The 16,368-nt window shown below is 69.9% G+C and carries 15 protein-coding genes; 7 read left to right on the top strand and 8 right to left on the bottom strand.

Annotated elements, in window-relative coordinates:
* Together V6M46_RS14990 and V6M46_RS14985 are read right to left on the bottom strand one after the other, a co-directional pair.
* On the bottom strand, positions 1–1,104 hold a 1,104-nt coding region (locus tag V6M46_RS14990; RefSeq protein ID WP_332666550.1), incomplete at its 3' end, for a copper resistance CopC/CopD family protein.
* Complete coding sequence (locus tag V6M46_RS14985) at positions 1,101–1,655, bottom strand: hypothetical protein (RefSeq protein ID WP_332666548.1); 555 nt, start codon at positions 1,653–1,655, stop codon at positions 1,101–1,103. The genes V6M46_RS14990 and V6M46_RS14985, both read right to left, overlap by 4 nt.
* A 240-nt stretch (positions 1,656–1,895) precedes the next feature.
* Between V6M46_RS14985 and V6M46_RS14980 the strand changes: the two genes are divergently transcribed.
* The 4 genes from V6M46_RS14980 (at position 1,896) to V6M46_RS14965 (ending at position 7,671) form a co-directional block, all read left to right on the top strand.
* On the top strand, positions 1,896–3,467 hold the full coding sequence (locus tag V6M46_RS14980) for a succinic semialdehyde dehydrogenase (RefSeq protein ID WP_332666546.1): 1,572 nt from the start codon (positions 1,896–1,898) through the stop codon (positions 3,465–3,467).
* The gene (locus tag V6M46_RS14975; protein ID WP_332666544.1) at positions 3,460–5,157 is read left to right on the top strand and encodes a GMC family oxidoreductase; all 1,698 of its coding nucleotides are present in this window, start codon (positions 3,460–3,462) and stop codon (positions 5,155–5,157) included. Before V6M46_RS14980 ends, V6M46_RS14975 begins: the two co-directional genes overlap by 8 nt.
* A 258-nt stretch (positions 5,158–5,415) precedes the next feature.
* Entirely contained in the window at positions 5,416–6,984 is a 1,569-nt protein-coding gene (gene guaA / locus V6M46_RS14970) for a glutamine-hydrolyzing GMP synthase (protein WP_442880531.1), read from the top strand.
* A 48-nt stretch (positions 6,985–7,032) separates the two neighbouring features.
* Positions 7,033–7,671: a hypothetical protein gene (locus tag V6M46_RS14965; RefSeq protein ID WP_332666542.1), complete on the top strand. Its 639-nt coding sequence runs from the start codon at positions 7,033–7,035 to the stop codon at positions 7,669–7,671.
* Positions 7,672–7,680: 9 nt separating this feature from the next.
* Here the strand turns inward: V6M46_RS14965 and V6M46_RS14960 are convergent, their stop codons facing one another.
* Positions 7,681–8,781: a carboxylate-amine ligase gene (locus tag V6M46_RS14960; protein WP_332666539.1), complete on the bottom strand. Its 1,101-nt coding sequence runs from the start codon at positions 8,779–8,781 to the stop codon at positions 7,681–7,683.
* Entirely contained in the window at positions 8,778–9,329 is a 552-nt protein-coding gene (locus V6M46_RS14955; protein ID WP_332666537.1) for a hemerythrin domain-containing protein, read from the bottom strand. Before V6M46_RS14955 ends, V6M46_RS14960 begins: the two co-directional genes overlap by 4 nt.
* 122 nt (positions 9,330–9,451) lie before the next feature.
* On the opposite strand from V6M46_RS14955, the gene V6M46_RS14950 reads away from it, so the two are divergent.
* Both V6M46_RS14950 and V6M46_RS14945 read left to right on the top strand, forming a co-directional pair.
* Positions 9,452–9,919 (top strand): SRPBCC family protein, encoded by a 468-nt coding sequence (locus V6M46_RS14950; protein WP_332666535.1) that lies wholly within the window; start codon positions 9,452–9,454, stop codon positions 9,917–9,919.
* 49 nt (positions 9,920–9,968) lie between these two features.
* Positions 9,969–11,567: a phytoene desaturase family protein gene (locus V6M46_RS14945; RefSeq protein ID WP_332666533.1), complete on the top strand. Its 1,599-nt coding sequence runs from the start codon at positions 9,969–9,971 to the stop codon at positions 11,565–11,567.
* A 46-nt stretch (positions 11,568–11,613) separates the two neighbouring features.
* On the opposite strand, the gene V6M46_RS14940 is transcribed toward V6M46_RS14945, so the two are convergent.
* Complete coding sequence (locus V6M46_RS14940; RefSeq protein ID WP_332666532.1) at positions 11,614–12,444, bottom strand: hypothetical protein; 831 nt, start codon at positions 12,442–12,444, stop codon at positions 11,614–11,616.
* A gap of 58 nt (positions 12,445–12,502) precedes the next feature.
* On the opposite strand from V6M46_RS14940, the gene V6M46_RS14935 reads away from it, so the two are divergent.
* A complete protein-coding gene (locus tag V6M46_RS14935; RefSeq protein WP_332666530.1) occupies positions 12,503–13,987 on the top strand; it encodes an FAD-dependent oxidoreductase in 1,485 nt (494 codons plus the stop codon).
* Here the strand turns inward: V6M46_RS14935 and V6M46_RS14930 are convergent.
* The 3 genes from V6M46_RS14930 to V6M46_RS14920 all read right to left on the bottom strand — a co-directional run.
* Complete coding sequence (locus V6M46_RS14930; protein ID WP_332666529.1) at positions 13,984–14,208, bottom strand: CDGSH iron-sulfur domain-containing protein; 225 nt, start codon at positions 14,206–14,208, stop codon at positions 13,984–13,986. The genes V6M46_RS14935 and V6M46_RS14930 overlap by 4 nt on opposite strands.
* A complete protein-coding gene (locus V6M46_RS14925) occupies positions 14,193–15,140 on the bottom strand; it encodes an iron-containing redox enzyme family protein (protein ID WP_332666527.1) in 948 nt (315 codons plus the stop codon). Before V6M46_RS14925 ends, V6M46_RS14930 begins: the two co-directional genes overlap by 16 nt.
* A 400-nt stretch (positions 15,141–15,540) precedes the next feature.
* On the bottom strand, positions 15,541–16,368 hold an 828-nt coding region (locus tag V6M46_RS14920; protein WP_332666526.1), incomplete at its 5' end, for a Na+/H+ antiporter NhaA.

Raw genomic sequence — 16,368 nt, 5'->3', positions numbered from 1 at the left:
CAGGACACGGGCGTAGTGGGTCTGCCAGAAACCGTCGACGGAGCTGATGATCTGCCAGCTCAGGATGAGGCCTGAGGACACGATGACCAGGACTGAGATCAATGCGATCGTCGAGAACCTGGGTACGATGCGCTCCAGCTCGGCGATGCGGCGCCTGGGTAGCAGGCACACCGTCATGATCGTGAGTCCGCCGACCCAGGCACTGATGCCGACGAGGTGCAGGAACTCGGCGGCCGCACCCCAGGTCGGGTCCGGACCCTGCGTGGCGTGGGCGTTCATGCCGGTCGTACGGATGAGCCCGGCCCCGACGATGAGAGCTGCGACCCGCCAGGGGAGCTCCCGTACGACGCCCTCGCCACGCTGGAACACCGCTGCGACGACCACGGCGGCCAGCAGCCACAGCAGGGCCGTGGCGGTCGTGACCCGGCCGAAGTCCTCGTTGAGTGCCTCGCGGAGCGTCAGGCTTCCGGACGACCGCCAGACCACGACGGCCTCGGACGCTGCGGCGGCAAGGATCCCTGCGGCGACCGACACGCCCAGCAGCCGGCGGGTGCGGCGCACTGTGGCGCCGGCTGGCCACAGCAGCGAGATGAACAGCAGGCCGCCGACGAACACCGCCATCGCGAGGTAGCCGACGATGCGTGCGGACACCGTCACCCAGGTGATGAGGCGTGAGTCGTCGGGCGGCGCGTTCGCCTTGGCGTCCGATGCGGCGGCGGCGTCCTTGCCGGTCTCCTCGACGTGCAGGGTGATGACTCCGGAGCTCTCGTGCCCGTCGTGCGGGTCCTCGGCCTTCCAGCTCAGCAGCACGGTCTTCGCCGGCTTGACCTGGCGGAGGTCGACCTTGAGCGTCGAGGCCTTGCCGGCGACGGCGTCGACCTTCAAGACCTGGCCCTCAGCCTTGATCGTCAGGTTCTCCGGTCCGAGCGCCTCGCGGTACACCAGTGTCGCGTGCGACGGGAGCTCGTCGAGTGTGGTTCCGGTGGCGGGCGTCGATGACTCCAGCTCGTCGTGGGCCTGTGTCGGGGAGGCGAGGCTCAGCGTCAGAGCCGTCGCCGCGGCCGCGAGTGCGCCGAGCCGGGTGGCGCCGCGCCGGCTGATCATTCCGATTCCTCGGCGGCGGTGGCTGTCGTGGTGGTGCAGCAGGTGGGGCCGACGAGGGTGCCGACGAGGCATGTGAGGGGCCCGGGGGCCTTGCCTTCGACGGGAGGTCCGGCAAGGTCGCTGACGACGGGCGCGGTGGAGAGCACGGACGAGAGCAGCGACGAGGACAACTGACCCGCTGCGGGCAGGGCCTCGAGCACCGACGGGGGACAGGTGTCGGCGGCATCCGGCGGCTCTGCCTCGGTCGGCGTCGGCGTCGGCTCCATCGTGTGCGGGTTGTCCGGCATGGCCATGTCCGGCATCGCGTTCGGGCCCGGCATGGCGGGCATGGGCGGGTGCGCGATCGTGGAGGCCGGGGGAGGAGTCGTCGCGGGGGCCGCGGGCGCTGCCGAAGCCGGAGGCTGTGCGGCCGGCGACGCGGCACCTGCCGGGTCTGCCGGTGTGATGCCGATGCCCGACGCATAGCCGAGGATCACGACCACGCCGCCGGCCAGCACGGATGCCATGGCGGCGTCGCGACGGTCGACGAATCCTGCCCGAGATGAGCTCACGGTCTTCCCCCTATTGCAAGGCATGGATGGGAGTGGCCTTGCGTGACAACCATGCTGTCCAGCAGGAATCCGCCGCTGGTGTCGATGGGGTGAATTGCACGGTTCATTTCGCTCATAGCCGCCGACATTCCAGGGTGAGAGCTTGGAAATCGCGCTGACACCCGGCGTTATCACGCCTGCGACTTGGACTCTTGCTACTCGTCGGTAGCCATGTGACACGTGCGATGTCATACTCAGGGTATGACCACGCTCGACTCACCCCCAACGACCTCGTCACCCATCACGCCGGCACGCGCGGCTGAGCTGACGAGCCTCATCCGTACGACCTCGGGTGAGCACCGCACGACCCACTCGCCGCTCACCGGTGACCCGGTTGCCGACATCCCGGTGTCGAGCATCGCCGACGTCGACGAGGCCTTCGCCACGGCTCGCGAAGCGCAGAAGGCGTGGTCCCAGACGTCGTTGCGAGCCCGCAAGCAGGCGCTGCTGCGGCTCCACGACCTGGTCCTCGAGCACCAGGACGAGCTGCTCGACCTGATCCAGGTCGAGTCCGGCAAGAGCCGCGCGCACGCGTTCGACGAGGTCGCCCACCTGGCCCTGACGGCGCGTTTCTACGCCCGCCGGCTCAGGAAGCAGATCGGCACGCGTCGTCGCAACGGCGCACTGCCGGGACTGACCTCGATCACGGTCAACCAGGTCCCCAAGGGCGTCGTCGGCATCATCAGCCCGTGGAACTACCCGCTGACGATGGCGATCTCCGACGGCATTCCGGCGATCGCCGCGGGCAATGCCGTGGTCCACAAGCCAGACAGCCAGAGCCCGCTCATCGCCCTCGCCGGCGTCGAGCTGATGCGCAAGGCCGGCATCCCCGCCGACGTCTGGCAGGTCGTCAGCGGCGCGGGCTCGGTCGTCGGCACCGCGATCATCGAGCGCGCCGACTACGTCTGCTTCACCGGCTCGACCGCGACCGGCAAGCTCATCGCGCAGCAGGCGGCGGCCCGGCTCATCAGCTGTTCGCTCGAGCTCGGCGGCAAGAACCCGATGATCGTCCTCCCGAGTGCCGACATCGACAAGGCCGCGGCCGGCGCCGTACAGGCGTGCTTCTCGTCGGCCGGCCAGCTCTGCGTCTCGATCGAGCGGCTCTACGTCCCCGAGTCGCGCTACGAGGAGTTCAGGGCCGCGTTCGTGTCGCGGGTCGAGCACCTCGCGCTCGGCGCCGCGCTGGACTGGGACGCCGACATCGGCTCCCTCGTCTCGCAGGCCCAGCTCGACACCGTGACGGACCACGTCAAGGACGCGGTCGCCCACGGCGCGACCGTCCTGGTCGGCGGCAAGCCCCGCCCGGACATCGGGCCGTACTTCTACGAGCCGACGGTCCTCGAGGGCGTCGCCCCGGACGCCGAGTGCTTCGCGGGGGAGACGTTCGGGCCGCTGGTCTCGCTCTACCCCTACCGGACCGTCGACGACGCGATCGCGCTCGCCAACCAGGGCGAGTACGGGCTCAACGCCAGCATCTGGGGCAAGCCCCGCGAGGCGCGAGCCATCGCGTCGCGCATCAAGGCCGGCACGATCAACATCAACGAGGGCTTCTCGGCCACGTTCGGCAGTGTCGATGCGCCGATGGGCGGCATGCGTCAGTCGGGCCTCGGCCGTCGCCAGGGCGCCGAGGGCATTCTCCGCTACACCGAGCCGCAGTCGGTCGGCGTGCAGCGCGGGTTCCCGGTCGCCGGCCCGTCGTTCCTGCAGCCTCGGACATACGCCAGGGTGCTCACGGTCGCCATGAGGATCCTGAGGAGGACCCCGCGTGCCTGACAACGACTTCGACTACGACGTCATCGTCATCGGCTCGGGATTCGGCGGGAGCGTCTCGGCGCTGCGGCTGACCGAGAAGGGCTACAAGGTCGCCGTGCTCGAGGCCGGCAAGCGCTACGAGGACGAGGACTTCGCCAAGAGCTCGTGGCGGCTGCGCAAGTTCCTCTGGATGCCGCAGCTCGGCTGCTACGGCATCCAGCGCATCGACAAGCTCAAGGACGTCCTCATCCTGTCGGGTGCGGGCGTCGGTGGCGGCTCGCTCGTGTACGCCAACACGCTCTATGAACCGCTCGACCCGTTCTACAAGGACCTCGCGTGGGGCCACATCACGGATTGGAAGGCCGAGCTGGCGCCCTACTACGACCAGGCCAAGCGCATGCTCGGCGTGTCGGTCTACCCGATCGAGACCGCCGCGGACACGATCATCAAGCAGGTCGCCGAGGACATGGGCGTGGGCGGCACGTTCCACCACACGCCGGTGGGGCTGTTCTTCGGCGAACCGGGCAAGACGGTGGCCGACCCCTACTTCGGTGGCGCCGGGCCGGACCGCGCGGGCTGCCTGCACTGCGGCGAGTGCATGACCGGCTGCCGCCACAACGCCAAGAACACGCTGGTCAAGAACTATCTCTACCTCGCCGAGAAGGGCGGCGCCGAGGTGCACCCGCTCACGACCGTCACCTCCGTCACGCCGCTCGCGGGTGGTGGGTACGAGGTCGAGACCCGTCGTACGAACCGGCGGTTCCGCCCGCACCGGAAGATCACCGCGGAGCAGGTCATCTTCTCCGCCAGCACGATGGGCACCCAGAAGCTTCTGCACCGCATGAAGGACGCCGGCGCCCTCCCACGGGTGTCCGACCGGCTCGGGCTGCTGACGCGTACCAACTCCGAGGCGCTCCTCGGGGCGATCGCCAAGGGCCGCGACGTCGACTACAGCCACGGCGCCGCGATCACGTCATCGTTCCACCCCGACGAGCACACGCACGTCGAGCCGGTGCGCTACGGCAAGGGCTCCAACGCGATGTCGCTGATGCAGACCGTGCTGACCGACGGCAGCACCGGCTCGCCGCGCTGGCGGGTCTGGCTCAAGGAGATGTGGCGGCAGAAGTTCAGCATCTTCAAGCTCTACGACCTGCGGCACTGGTCGGAGCGCACCGTCATCGCACTCGTCATGCAGACCCACGACAACTCGATCACGACCTACACCAAGCGGGGCATCACCGGCCGCCGCAAGCTGACGTCGAAGCAGGGTCACGGTGCCCCCAACCCCTCGTTCATCCCGCCGGCGCACGAGGCGGTCCAGCTGATGGCCGAGCACATGGACGGTACGCCCGGCGGCACGATCGGCGAGCCGTTCAACGTCCCGCTCACGGCGCACTTCATGGGCGGCTGCGCGATCGGCGACTCACCCGAGACCGGCGTGATCGATCCCTACCAGCGGCTGTTCGGCCACGACGGCCTGCACGTCGTCGACGGCTCGGCGATCAGCGCCAACCTCGGCGTCAACCCCTCGCTGACCATCACGGCCCAGGCCGAGCGGGCGATCTCGTACTGGCCCAACAAGGGCGAGGACGACGTACGCCCTCCGGTCGGCGAGCCCTACCGCAAGCTCCAGCCGGTGCCGCCCAAGAACCCGGTGGTGCCGGCCGACGCGCCGGCGGCCCTGCGCCTGCCGATCATCGGTGTCTCATAGGGATCGTGGGGTCGGCGGCCGCGCCCGTCCGCCGCAACCGGCATGTTTCGTCGGCAAGTCGAGAACGCGGAATGTGTCCGGAAGATGTCGGGGAATGCACAGGGCCCGACCGGGAGGGAGCTCACGGGTCGGGCCCTGTTGTGCCACGAGGAGCAGCACATGATCTAACGGGAGGGAGTGTTGTTAGATCCACCCTGTAAAACGACCGTGGTCACACGGGGTTACGGACGTTCCTGAAGATATTTTCCGGCCGATAGGATGGGGCCCGTGGCCCCTGATCATGACCTTGTCCTCGTCGTCGATTTCGGGGCGCAATACGCCCAGCTGATAGCCCGTCGGGTGCGTGAGGCTCGGGTCTACTCCGAGATCGTCCCGCACACCATGCCGGTCGACGAGATGCTCGCCAAGCAGCCCGCCGCGATCATCCTCTCCGGCGGCCCTTCGTCGGTCTACGAGGCGGGCGCCCCCCAGCTCGACGCGTCACTGTTCGACGCCGAGGTGCCGGTGTTCGGCATCTGCTACGGCTTCATGGCGATGGCGCAGGCGCTCGGCGGCAACGTCGCGCACACGGGCCAGCGCGAGTACGGACGCACCGCCGTGAGCGTCGTCGAGCCCGGCACGCTGCTCGCCGGTCTGCCCACGACCCTCACCTCGTGGATGTCGCACGGCGACGAGGTCGTGGCGGCGCCCGAGGGCTTCCTCGTCAACGCCAACTCCCCGCGCGCCACGGTCGCCGCGTTCGAGGACATCGGCCGCAAGCTCGCCGGCGTGCAGTGGCACCCCGAGGTGCTGCACAGCGAGCACGGCCAGCGCATCCTCGAGGCATTCCTGGTCGACATCGCCGGTTGCCGGCAGACCTGGACCAGCAGCAACATCGTCGAGGAGCAGGTCGAGCTGATCCGTCAGCAGGTCGGCGACGCCCGGGTCATCTCGGCTCTGTCCGGCGGCGTCGACTCGGCCGTCTCGACGGCACTGGTGCAGCGCGCGATCGGCGACCAGCTGACCGCCGTGTTCGTCGACCACGGTCTGTTGCGCGAGGGCGAGGCCGAGCAGGTCGAGAAGGACTACGTCGAGGCCACCGGGGTCGACCTCAAGGTCGTCGACGCGAGGGACCAGTTCCTCGGCTTCCTGGCCGGCGTCTCCGACCCCGAGGAGAAGCGCAAGATCATCGGCCGCGAGTTCATCCGAGTCTTCGAGGCTGCGGAGCGCGAGGTGCTCGCGACTCCCGGCACCCCGGTGAAGTTTCTCGTCCAGGGCACGCTCTACCCCGACGTCGTCGAGTCCGGCGGCGGCGCCGGTGCGTCCAACATCAAGAGCCACCACAATGTCGGCGGCCTCCCGGAGGACCTCGAGTTCAGCCTGATCGAGCCGCTCCGCACACTGTTCAAGGACGAGGTCCGCGACGTCGGGCGCCAGCTCGGCATCCCCGAGGCGATCGTCGGGCGCCACCCGTTCCCGGGCCCCGGCCTGGCGATCCGCATCGTCGGCGCGGTCGATGCCGAGCGCCTGCGCATCCTGCGCCGGGCCGACGCGATCGTCCGCGAGGAGACCACGGCGGCCGGCCTCGACGGTGAGATCTGGCAGTTCCCGGTCGTGCTGCTGGCGGACGTACGCTCGGTGGGCGTCCAGGGTGACGGTCGTACGTACGGGCACCCGATCGTGCTGCGCCCGGTGTCGAGCGAGGACGCCATGACCGCCGACTGGAGCCGCCTCCCGTACGACGTGCTGGAGCGCATCTCGACCCGCATCACCAACGAGGTCGACGAGGTCAATCGCGTGGTCCTCGACATCACGAGCAAGCCCCCCGGCACGATCGAATGGGAGTAGTCGGGCTGTCTTGTTAGGGTCGTCGGAGTCAATCGAAGGGGAACACCGGTGAGCCAGCCTGCGTCGCAGCGACCCAAGAGGGTGCTCCTCGCGCTGTTCGCGATCGCCGTGGTGGCCGTCCTGGCCTTCGCCGGGTGGCGCCTGATGGCCGACGACGATCCGGCCAAGCCGCTCGCGACCGGCACGGATTCGACCACGACGACCGCCACGCCGAGCGCTCCGACGACCAAGCCGACCACCACGAAGCCGACGTCGACCGGCGCGTGCGAGGGCCCCGACACCCAGTTCAACATCGAGGGTGTCAAGCAGGACAGCCTGCTGCCGGACTGCGGCACCACGCCGGTGACGCTCGACGAGCAGAAGGACGACGGCCTCGGCCTCGCGTGCGGCGGCTCCTACCCGGTGATCCTCTACAAGACCACGACGACCGACGCCAAGACCTCGATCTGCGGCAAGGATGCCTCTGGCGAGTCGTTCCGCTTCGTCACGAAGCCCGACGGAGGCGACGTCATCGACCTCCCCGGCAGCTACGAACCCCAGCTCGACGCGTTCGTCGCCAAGCAGGGCGACACGAAGTATGCCGTGCAGGGCTACGACGGGACGCTGCTGATCACGAAGGACGGATCCACGACGCGGCAGAAGTCGTCGGACTGGATCTCCCTCGACAACGAGCCCGACTACGACTGACCTCGAACCTCACACGTCGAACGACGCACTGGTACGGCAGATCACGTCGTCGACGACGGCGGAAAGGTCCGACGAACGGGCCGCGACGGCGCGTTGGCGCTCCGATCCGGTGCCGTCGATCAGCAGCCGGCGGATGCCGTCCTCGGCCAGGCTCGTCGTGCCGTGGTCGTCGAGGACAGGTCGCAGGTGGTCGATGAGCCCGGCCAGCGCCTTCTCCGCGGGAACGACGGTCCGCGTGACCGGGTCCATCAAGGACTCGGTCAGGCCGTTGCGGCGGGCCTGCCAGCGAGCGGCCCTCAGCAGGTCAGTGCGCCACGGCGGCGAGATCTTGCCCGCCGCTCGTGACCGGGCAGCGGTCTCGACCATGGCGCGGGCCAGCTCGGCGATGAGCACGGTGTCCTCGAGGTCGGTGCAGGCGTCGGCGACCCTGATCTCGATCGTCGGGAACGTGTGGGACAACCGGGCGTCGAAGTAGATCATGCCCTGGTCCATCGCGGCGCCGGAAGCGATGAGGTCGCGGACCGCCTCCCGGTATCCCTTGATGTCACCGAATGGCTCCACCGGGCCGGCACTGGGCCATCCGTCGTACAGCTGACGGCGCCAGCTGGCATAGCCGGTGTCCTCCCCGCGGTGGAACGGCGAGTTGGCCGACATCGCCGCGAGGAGCGAGAGCCACGGCTGGATCTCGTCGATGATCCCGACGGCTTCTGCCTCGTCGACGTGCACGTGGACGTGGGTGCCACACACCAGGCCGCCCTGGCCGACGATCGGGCCGAACGTCTCGAGCATCGTCACGTAACGTCGCTTGGGCGTCGTACGGCCGTCCTGGTGGGGCAGGACCGGTGTGGCGACTGACGCGAGCTCCGCGCCGACGGACTCGGCGGACTCCGAGGCGAGCCGGCGTTGCTCCACGAGGTCCCACCACAGGGCGGTCAGGTCACTGTGCGGCCGGGTGCGTGTCTCGATCTGCTGGAGGAACAGCTCCTGGTCGAGATCGTCCTCCGCCGCGCGGGTCGAGTGGATCACTCCGTCCGAGACCGGCATCAGTTGCCTGGTCCGGGGATCGATCAGGAACATCTCCTCCTCGACGCCCACCTCACGCACGGTCACGTACTTTCCGAGTCGTCGAGGAGACCCTCGGCGTGTGCCTGCCGGACGAGCCGGCGGACGTTGACGAGATTGCCGCAGTCGGCGTCGATCTGCCGGTTGCGCTCGGTCGCGAACTTCTCGCCGAGCTCGAGCCGGGTGGATTCGGGCACGTCGTCGCGGGCGGGGTTGAGGATCGTCAGCTCCTCCTCGGTGACGTGATGGTTGACGACCTCGGCGAGCTTCTCGAGGGCGTCGTCGAACTTCTGGGTGTCGGTGCCCGAGCACTCGAGCACGTCCAGCAGGGCCTTGTTGCCCTCGGCGTGCTCCTCCTCGCCGTGGTGCACTTCCTCGGTGTCGACGGAGCTCTTGCGCCGCAACGCCGGGTAGACGTGCTTCTCCTCGGCCTCGGAGTGCGCCACGTGCAGCGCCGAGAACGCCGCGCGTACGCGGTCGCGGTCGCTCTCGGTGTTCCGGAGGTCGCGGAGGAGAGCTTCGAATCGCCGGTGGTCCTCGATGATGAGGTCGATCACGTCGCCCGACTCGGGCCGGCCCAGGTCAATCATCGTCATGCGGGGCATCTACCCCTGAGCGTGGCGATCAATCCCGCGTACGTCGGTGTCGCATGCCAGTTTGCCCGTCCGGGCCCGGGGTAGCACTGCCGAATGAACCTCACACCCGATCGGCTGACGCCATGAGCGTCAACCGGCGCGTCATCGCCGCGACACCCGACGACGTGTGGAACGTCCTCTCCGACGGCTGGCTCTACCCGTTGTGGGTCGTCGGCGCGACACGGATGCGCGACGTGGACCGTGACTGGCCCGAGGTCGGCAGCCGCATCCATCACTCCGTCGGCGTCTGGCCCGTGCTGATCGACGATCACACCGAGGTGCTGGAGGCCGTGCCTGGCCGGTCGATCACCCTCAGGGCCCGCGCCTGGCCGATGGGTGAGGCCAAGGTCGACATCCGGCTGAGCGATGTCGGCGCCCAGACCGAGGTCGTCATCACGGAGGACGCCATCGCCGGTCCCGGGGTCCTGGTGCCGGAGCCGCTCAAGGGCCTCACGCTCAGCTGGCGCAACACCGAGACGCTGCGGCGCCTCGCGTTCGTTGCCGAGGGCCGCCACGAGGCACACGACTCGACGCCGAGGTCAACGCGTTGATCGACATCGACCGCAACGCGATCGTTCGGCTGAGCGGCAAGGCCCGGCCGTGAGTCGTACGTACGACGCCATCGTCGTCGGCGCGGGCCCCAACGGGCTCGTCGCCGCGAATCACCTGGCCGACGTCGGCTGGTCGGTGCTCGTGCTCGAGGCGCAGCCTGACGTCGGGGGAGCGGTGCGCAGCGCCGAGGATGTCCATCCCGGCTTCGTCCACGACACCTTCAGCTCGTTCCATCCCCTGGCGGAGGCCTCGCCGGCGATCCGCTCGTTCCACCTCGAGGAGCACGGCCTCGTGTGGCAGCACGCGCCCGCCGTGCTCGGCCATCCGACCAAGGACGGGCAATGGGCGATCCTGCACCGCGACCGCGACATCACCGCGGGCCTGATGGACGAGCAGCACCGCGGCGACGGTGAGTCCTGGCTCGAGCTCTGCCAGCAGTGGGACCGGATCGGCGACCAGCTGGTCAAGGCCCTGTTGTCGCCGTTCCCCCCGGTCAGGAACGGCCTGGGCGCGCTGGCCCGGCTCCGGGGCGTCGGCGGCCTGGACTTCGTACGCATGATGGTGACGCCGGCCGCCGAGCTGGGCCTCTCGAGGTTCGTGGGCCCGTCACCTCGGCTGTTGATCGCCGGCAACGCCGGTCACGCGGACGTACCGCTGCACGCGCCGGGATCCGGCCTGATGGGGATCCTGCTGGTCATGCTGGGCCAGACCGTCGGCTTCCCCGCGCCGCAGGGCGGGGCCGGCGAGCTGACCAAGGCGCTCGCCCGCCGTTTCGAGGCGCTCGGCGGCCAGATCCACTGTTCGTCGGAGGTCTCCCGGATCAAGGTCGAGGATCGTCGCGCCGTCGGCGTGCGTACGACTGACGGTGAGCGGTTCGGCGCCCGCCGAGCCGTGCTCGCGGACGTGGCCGCTCCGCACCTCTACGGCGGCCTGGTCCACGCCGCCGACCTGCCCGCCAGGACCGTCCGGGCCATGACGTCCTTCGAGCTCGATCCCGGCACGGTCAAGGTCGACTGGGCGCTCGACGGCGTCGTGCCGTGGGCCAAGCCCCCGCCGTACGACCCGGGCACGTTCCACGTCGCGGACTCGGTCGAGCAGATGACCGAGGCGCTGGGCCAGGTCTCGGCCCGGGCGATCCCCGCAGCGCCGTTCCTGCTCGCGGGCCAGATGTCGACGACCGACCCGACCCGCTCGCCCGCCGGGACCGAAGCCCTGTGGGCATACACGCACGTGCCACAGGATGCCGTCCGCGACGCCGGGGACGACGGCATCCGCGGTGTGTGGGACCGCGACGACTGCGAGCGGTTCGCCGACCGCATGCAGGCCCGGATCGAGGAGGTGGCTCCGGGATTCGAGTCGCGGATCATGGCGCGGCGCGTGCTCGGGCCGCGGGAGCTCGAGCAGCGGGACGCCAACCTGATCGGCGGGGCGATCAACGGCGGCACGGCGCAGCTGCACCAGGAGCTGATCTTCCGGCCGGTTCCGGGGATGGGCCGGGCCGAGACGGTCATCCGTGGGCTCTATCTCGCGTCGGCGTCGGCCCATCCCGGTGGTGGGGTGCACGGGGCCTGCGGGATGAACGCCGCGCGGGCGGCGATCGCGCACACCCGCGTACGCGAGCTGCTGCCGGCGTCGCTCAGGCGGTGAGCTGCTCCCCGGCCGGCGCTTCGAGTGCGACTGGTCGATGGGCCCGTCAGCCGAGGCGGTCCAGCTCTGCCTCGGCGTCCTCCAGCACGCGCTGGGCCTCTCGCTCGGCCTCCTCGGCCCGGTCGGCCGCCTTGTCGGCCTGGTCGAGTGCCCGCTCGGTCTCCCCGATCTCCCGGTCGATCGCCTTGGCCCTCTTGCGCAGCTCCGCGAGCTCGTCCTGCAGCTCCTCGCGCTCGTCCACCAGCGACTCGAGCTCCTCGGTGGCCGTCCTGGCCTTGCGCCGCGCCTTCTCCACCGCCGCCTCGGCCGCCTCGCGCCGCTTGCGCTCGAGCTGCGTCGGGCCCTGCTTGACCTTCCTGGTCCGGGGCCGCGCTCCCTCCGGCGGGATCGCGACGACGTCCGTGAGGTCGACCGGCTCGAACGGGCTGGCGGCGAACGTATTGACGAGCAGCCCGTCCTGCACCGCGTTCGCGGCGTCGGGATCGGTCATGGCGGCGCGCAGGGTCTCCTCGACGCCGGCGGCGGCCTGGGCGCTCAAAGTGCCGCCAGAGGTCCTGGCCAGCTCGGTCGCCTCGTCGATCGCCTGGCGGGTGAGGTCGCGCCGGGCGCGGTCGAGCAGCCTCGTGCGCGACCCGTCCGAGTCGGACTGCGCGTCACGCAGCTGCTCGCCGAGCTCGACGACCTCCTCGACCAGCTCGGCCCGGTCCCGCGCCAGCGCGTTGACGGCCCAGGCGGCGGCGCTCGGTTTGCGCAGCGCCTTGACCTGCTTCGCCAGCTCCTTGTCGCCGGCCCCGGCGGCGGCCTCCTTGCGGGCGGCGATGAATTCCGACAGCGGCCGGCCGTAGAGCTCCTGGGCGATCGAACGCAGGTCGGCCATGCGCCCACCCTAGAGCTGCGGCGGGTTTGTCGCCTGATGTCGGCGGGTAAGTCTGAGCATGACGTCCCTGTGGCTGGATCGAGCCGACCTGCCCGAGAGCGACCCGCTTCCGGTGGGCGAGCGCCTCGATGACCTGGTGATCGGCGCCGGACTGACCGGCTTGACGACGGCGTTGCTCCTCGCCCGAGCGGGCCGCCGAGTGGCCGTCGTCGAGGCCCGCCACATCGGCGCCGTGACGACCGGCAACACCACGGCCAAGCTCTCGCTCCTGCAGGGCACCAAGCTGTCGACGATCCTGCAGCGCCAGTCCCATCAGGTCGCGCAGGCGTACGTGGACGCCAACCTCGAGGGACAGCAGTGGCTCGTGCGGTTCTGCTCGGACCGTGGTGTGCCGGTCCAGGCCCGCGACGCGATCACGTATGCCGCGGAGATCCACCAGGTCGATGCGGCGCGTGCGGAGCACGACGCGGCTCGCTCGCTGGGGCTCGGCGCGCGGTGGCACGACCAGCTCGACGTGCCCTTCCCCAATCACGGCGGCACGGTCCTCGCCGACCAGTCCCAGTTCGATCCGCTGGACATCCTGATCGCACTTGCGCGCGAGCTCCGGGAGCACGGTGGCACGATCCACGAGGGCCACCGGGTCGTGAGCGCCTCGAAGAGCGGCCGCCCGTCGGTGCACCTGGGTGACGGCACCGAGCTGACCGCCGACGAGGTCATCCTGGCGACCGGCACGCCGATCCTCGACCGCGGCCTCTACTTCGCCAAGCTCGAACCGCTGCGGTCGTACGCCCTGGCGTTCGACTTCGCCACGACGCCGTTGCCGATGAGCCTGTCCGCAGGGCAGCCGTCCCGTTCGATCCGCGACGTGCCGCGTGCGGACGGGACGACCAAGCTCATGATCGGCGGCAACGGGCACACCGTGGGGCGCACCTACTCCGAGGCACAGCGCGTGGACGAGCTGCGTGCGTGGACCGCCAGGTACTTCCCGGGCGCCGTCGAGACGCACGTGTGGTCGGCCCAGGACTACCGGTCCCACGACGGCATCCCGTACGTCGGGCATCTGCCGCGCGGTGGCGGCAGGTTCCACGTCGCGACCGGCTTCGACAAGTGGGGCATGACGAACGCCGTGGCCGCGGCCCGCAACCTGTCGTCGAAGCTGCTGGGCGAGCCGGTGCCGTGGTCGAAGCCGCTGTCGCGGCGCATCAGCCGACCGGCCGGCGCGGCCAGGATCGCGACGATCAACCTCTCGGTCGGCGCTGAGCTCGCCAAGGGGATCGTGACCGCGGAGCTGCGCCCGATGCCCGACGCGCCCTCGGAGGGCAGCGGCGAGGTCGGCCGCGACGGCTTCCTGCCGACCGGCGTCTCGACGGTCGACGGGCGTACGTGCGCGGTCCGCGCCGTGTGCACCCACCTGGGCGGCATCCTCTCGTGGAACGACCAGGAGAAGAGCTGGGACTGCCCGTTGCACGGGTCGAGGTTCACGCCCGAAGGTGAGGTCCTCGAGGGGCCGGCGACCAAGCCGCTGCACACGCCCCCTGACTAGGGCCGGTCGCGGACCGCGAGCACCTTGTGGGTGCCGTCGCACCATGGCTGGCTGGCCGACTTGCCGCACCGGCAGACCGCGCTCACGGGTCGCCGGGTCTGGTGCGTGACGCCCTCGGCGTCCTCGACGAGGTGCTCACCCCGCAGCAGCAGCGGCCCGCCCGGGCACACGATGACATCCGGATGGTCGAAGCCGTGGTCCTCGGTCATGCGGTTGCCCATCCGTCCAGCATCCGCTGGGCGTAGCGGTCCTCGAGGTCAAGGCACGTGAAGGCACCGAACACGACATCGTCGACGAGCTGCGGCTCCTCGGCGACGAGGGCGCCGCAGATCGTACGGACGGCGAGCTGCTCGTGCACGGCGTCGGCCTCGACGTGCTCGTCGTAGTAGGCGATCAACTCCGGCGGGAAACCCAGGCGGGTCAGCCCGTGTGCCATGCGCCGCGAGGGAAGCGAGCTGGTGGCCTCGAACGCGGCCAGATGCCCCAGCGATGCTCCCCGTAGCCGCCGGTGGAGCCCGAACAGCGACATCGCGTTGCTGAGCTCGAGGATCTCGCCCGGCACGTCGTCGATGTACGCGTAGGGATCTGCCCGGAGCCCCGACGCCTCCAGTCCCAGGGCAAAGAGGTGTGCGTGGAGCCGGTTGGGGTCACCGCCGCCGTACTCGTCGTACTGCAGCTCCATCAACGCCGCCTTGGGCGCTGTCGGGAGTCGCGGCACGATCCAGGCGGTCGGGTCTGACTCCTTGAGGTGGTAGATCGACCGGTGTCGCAGCAGCTCGAGCACCTGCTCCCGGTCCGCCTTGTGCTGGACGTACGCCGCGATCGAGGGCCCGTCGTGGTCAGCGATGAAGGCGAACAGGGACTCCGCGAACGGTCCGTCCAGTGTGCTCGCGGGCTGACGGGCACGGAGCTCGCTCTCGAGGTCCCGCTCGAGCGCGCGCCGCACCTCGAGGACGCCGGGGTGCCACTCCAGCTCGCCGTCGACGTCCTCGAAGCCGGCGTAGTGGAGCTCATACATGGCCCACAGCGCGATCTGCACGTCATCGCCGTCGGTCGGCGGGACGTGCGGCACACGCCCGACATCGTCGGGCTCTCCCCGCAGGACGTCGAACAGCGCTTCGCTCAGCTCGCCACGCGGCTTAGGGAGCAGCATCGCGGTCCTCGTCCTCGCCGAGTTCCTGCCACTCGCCCCGGCAGTCGAGGAATCCTCGAGGCGGATTCGGGCGCGCCGGCGGTTCGGGCCGCGGGCCGTCCGGGAGCTGGGTGGAGGCTGGCAGGTTCGTCATGTCCCGGCCCTCATACCCGTGCGTCGTGGTGGCGAAACCCGGGTGTGCGGCCGATGACCTACGGGATGTGAACGGGTGACTCGAACTCAGGCAGGGAATCTGTGTGAGAGCCTGTCCGTTGAATCTCCTGCAATCGCAGGTGTGTCGATGTTCACAGGCTTACCCACAATGTGTGCATATAGTTCTTTCGAACTAGACAGGTAGTCACTTGTGACCTGGGTCACAGGGTGAGACGGGTGTCCGAGCGGTGATATTCGCTCTGAGCCGTCACTCCTGGAACGCGTCCGGGATGCCGTCGCCGTCATCATCGAGGCGTTCGTGCTCCTCGATGCGGGAGTAGTGCCGGTTGCGCGCGCGGAGGACGACTGCCGCGGCGCCGGCGGAGACCAGTGACCCGATGAGGACGCCGACCTTGACGTGCTCGTCGGCCTCGGTGCCGGCGCCGTACGCCAGCTCGCCGATCAGCAGCGAGACCGTGAAACCGACGCCCGCCAGCATGGAAAGGCCCAGGACGTCGACCCAGGCGAGGTCCTCGTCGAGGTCGGCGCGGGTGAATCGCGCCGCCAGCCAGGTGGCGCCGAAGATGCCGAGCGTCTTGCCGAGGAAGAGCCCCGCGATGATGCCGATCGTGATCGGGTCGCGCAGCGCACCCGTGAACCCGTCCCATCCTCCGATCGCGACACCGGCGGAGAAGAACGCGAAGATCGGCACCGCGACCGCCGCTGAGAGCGGGCGGAAGCGGTGCTCGAAGTGCTCGGCGAGCCCCCGCCCGTCCTGGCCGTCCCGCCGAAGGACCGGGACAGCGAATCCCAGCAGGACGCCGGCGACCGTCGCGTGGACACCGGACGCGTGGACCAGCCCCCACGCCAGCGCGGCCAGCGGAAGCAGCAGCCACCACGTACGTACGCGTCGCTGCACGAGGAACGTGAACGCCGCGAGCGGCACGACCGCGGCGAGCAGCCACACCGGATCGAGGTCAGCCGTGTAGAAGACCGCGATGATGGTGATCGCGAGCAGGTCGTCGACGATCGCGAGCGTCAGCAGGAACGTGCGCAGGCCCGTGGGCAGGTGGGTGCTGATGATCGCCAGCACCGC

The sequence above is a fragment of the Aeromicrobium sp. genome, assembly GCF_036676885.1.
Classification (GTDB): Bacteria; Actinomycetota; Actinomycetes; order Propionibacteriales; family Nocardioidaceae; genus Aeromicrobium.
The sequence above is the reverse complement of the archived record's forward strand: the minus strand, read 5'-3'. Positions and strand labels throughout refer to the sequence as shown.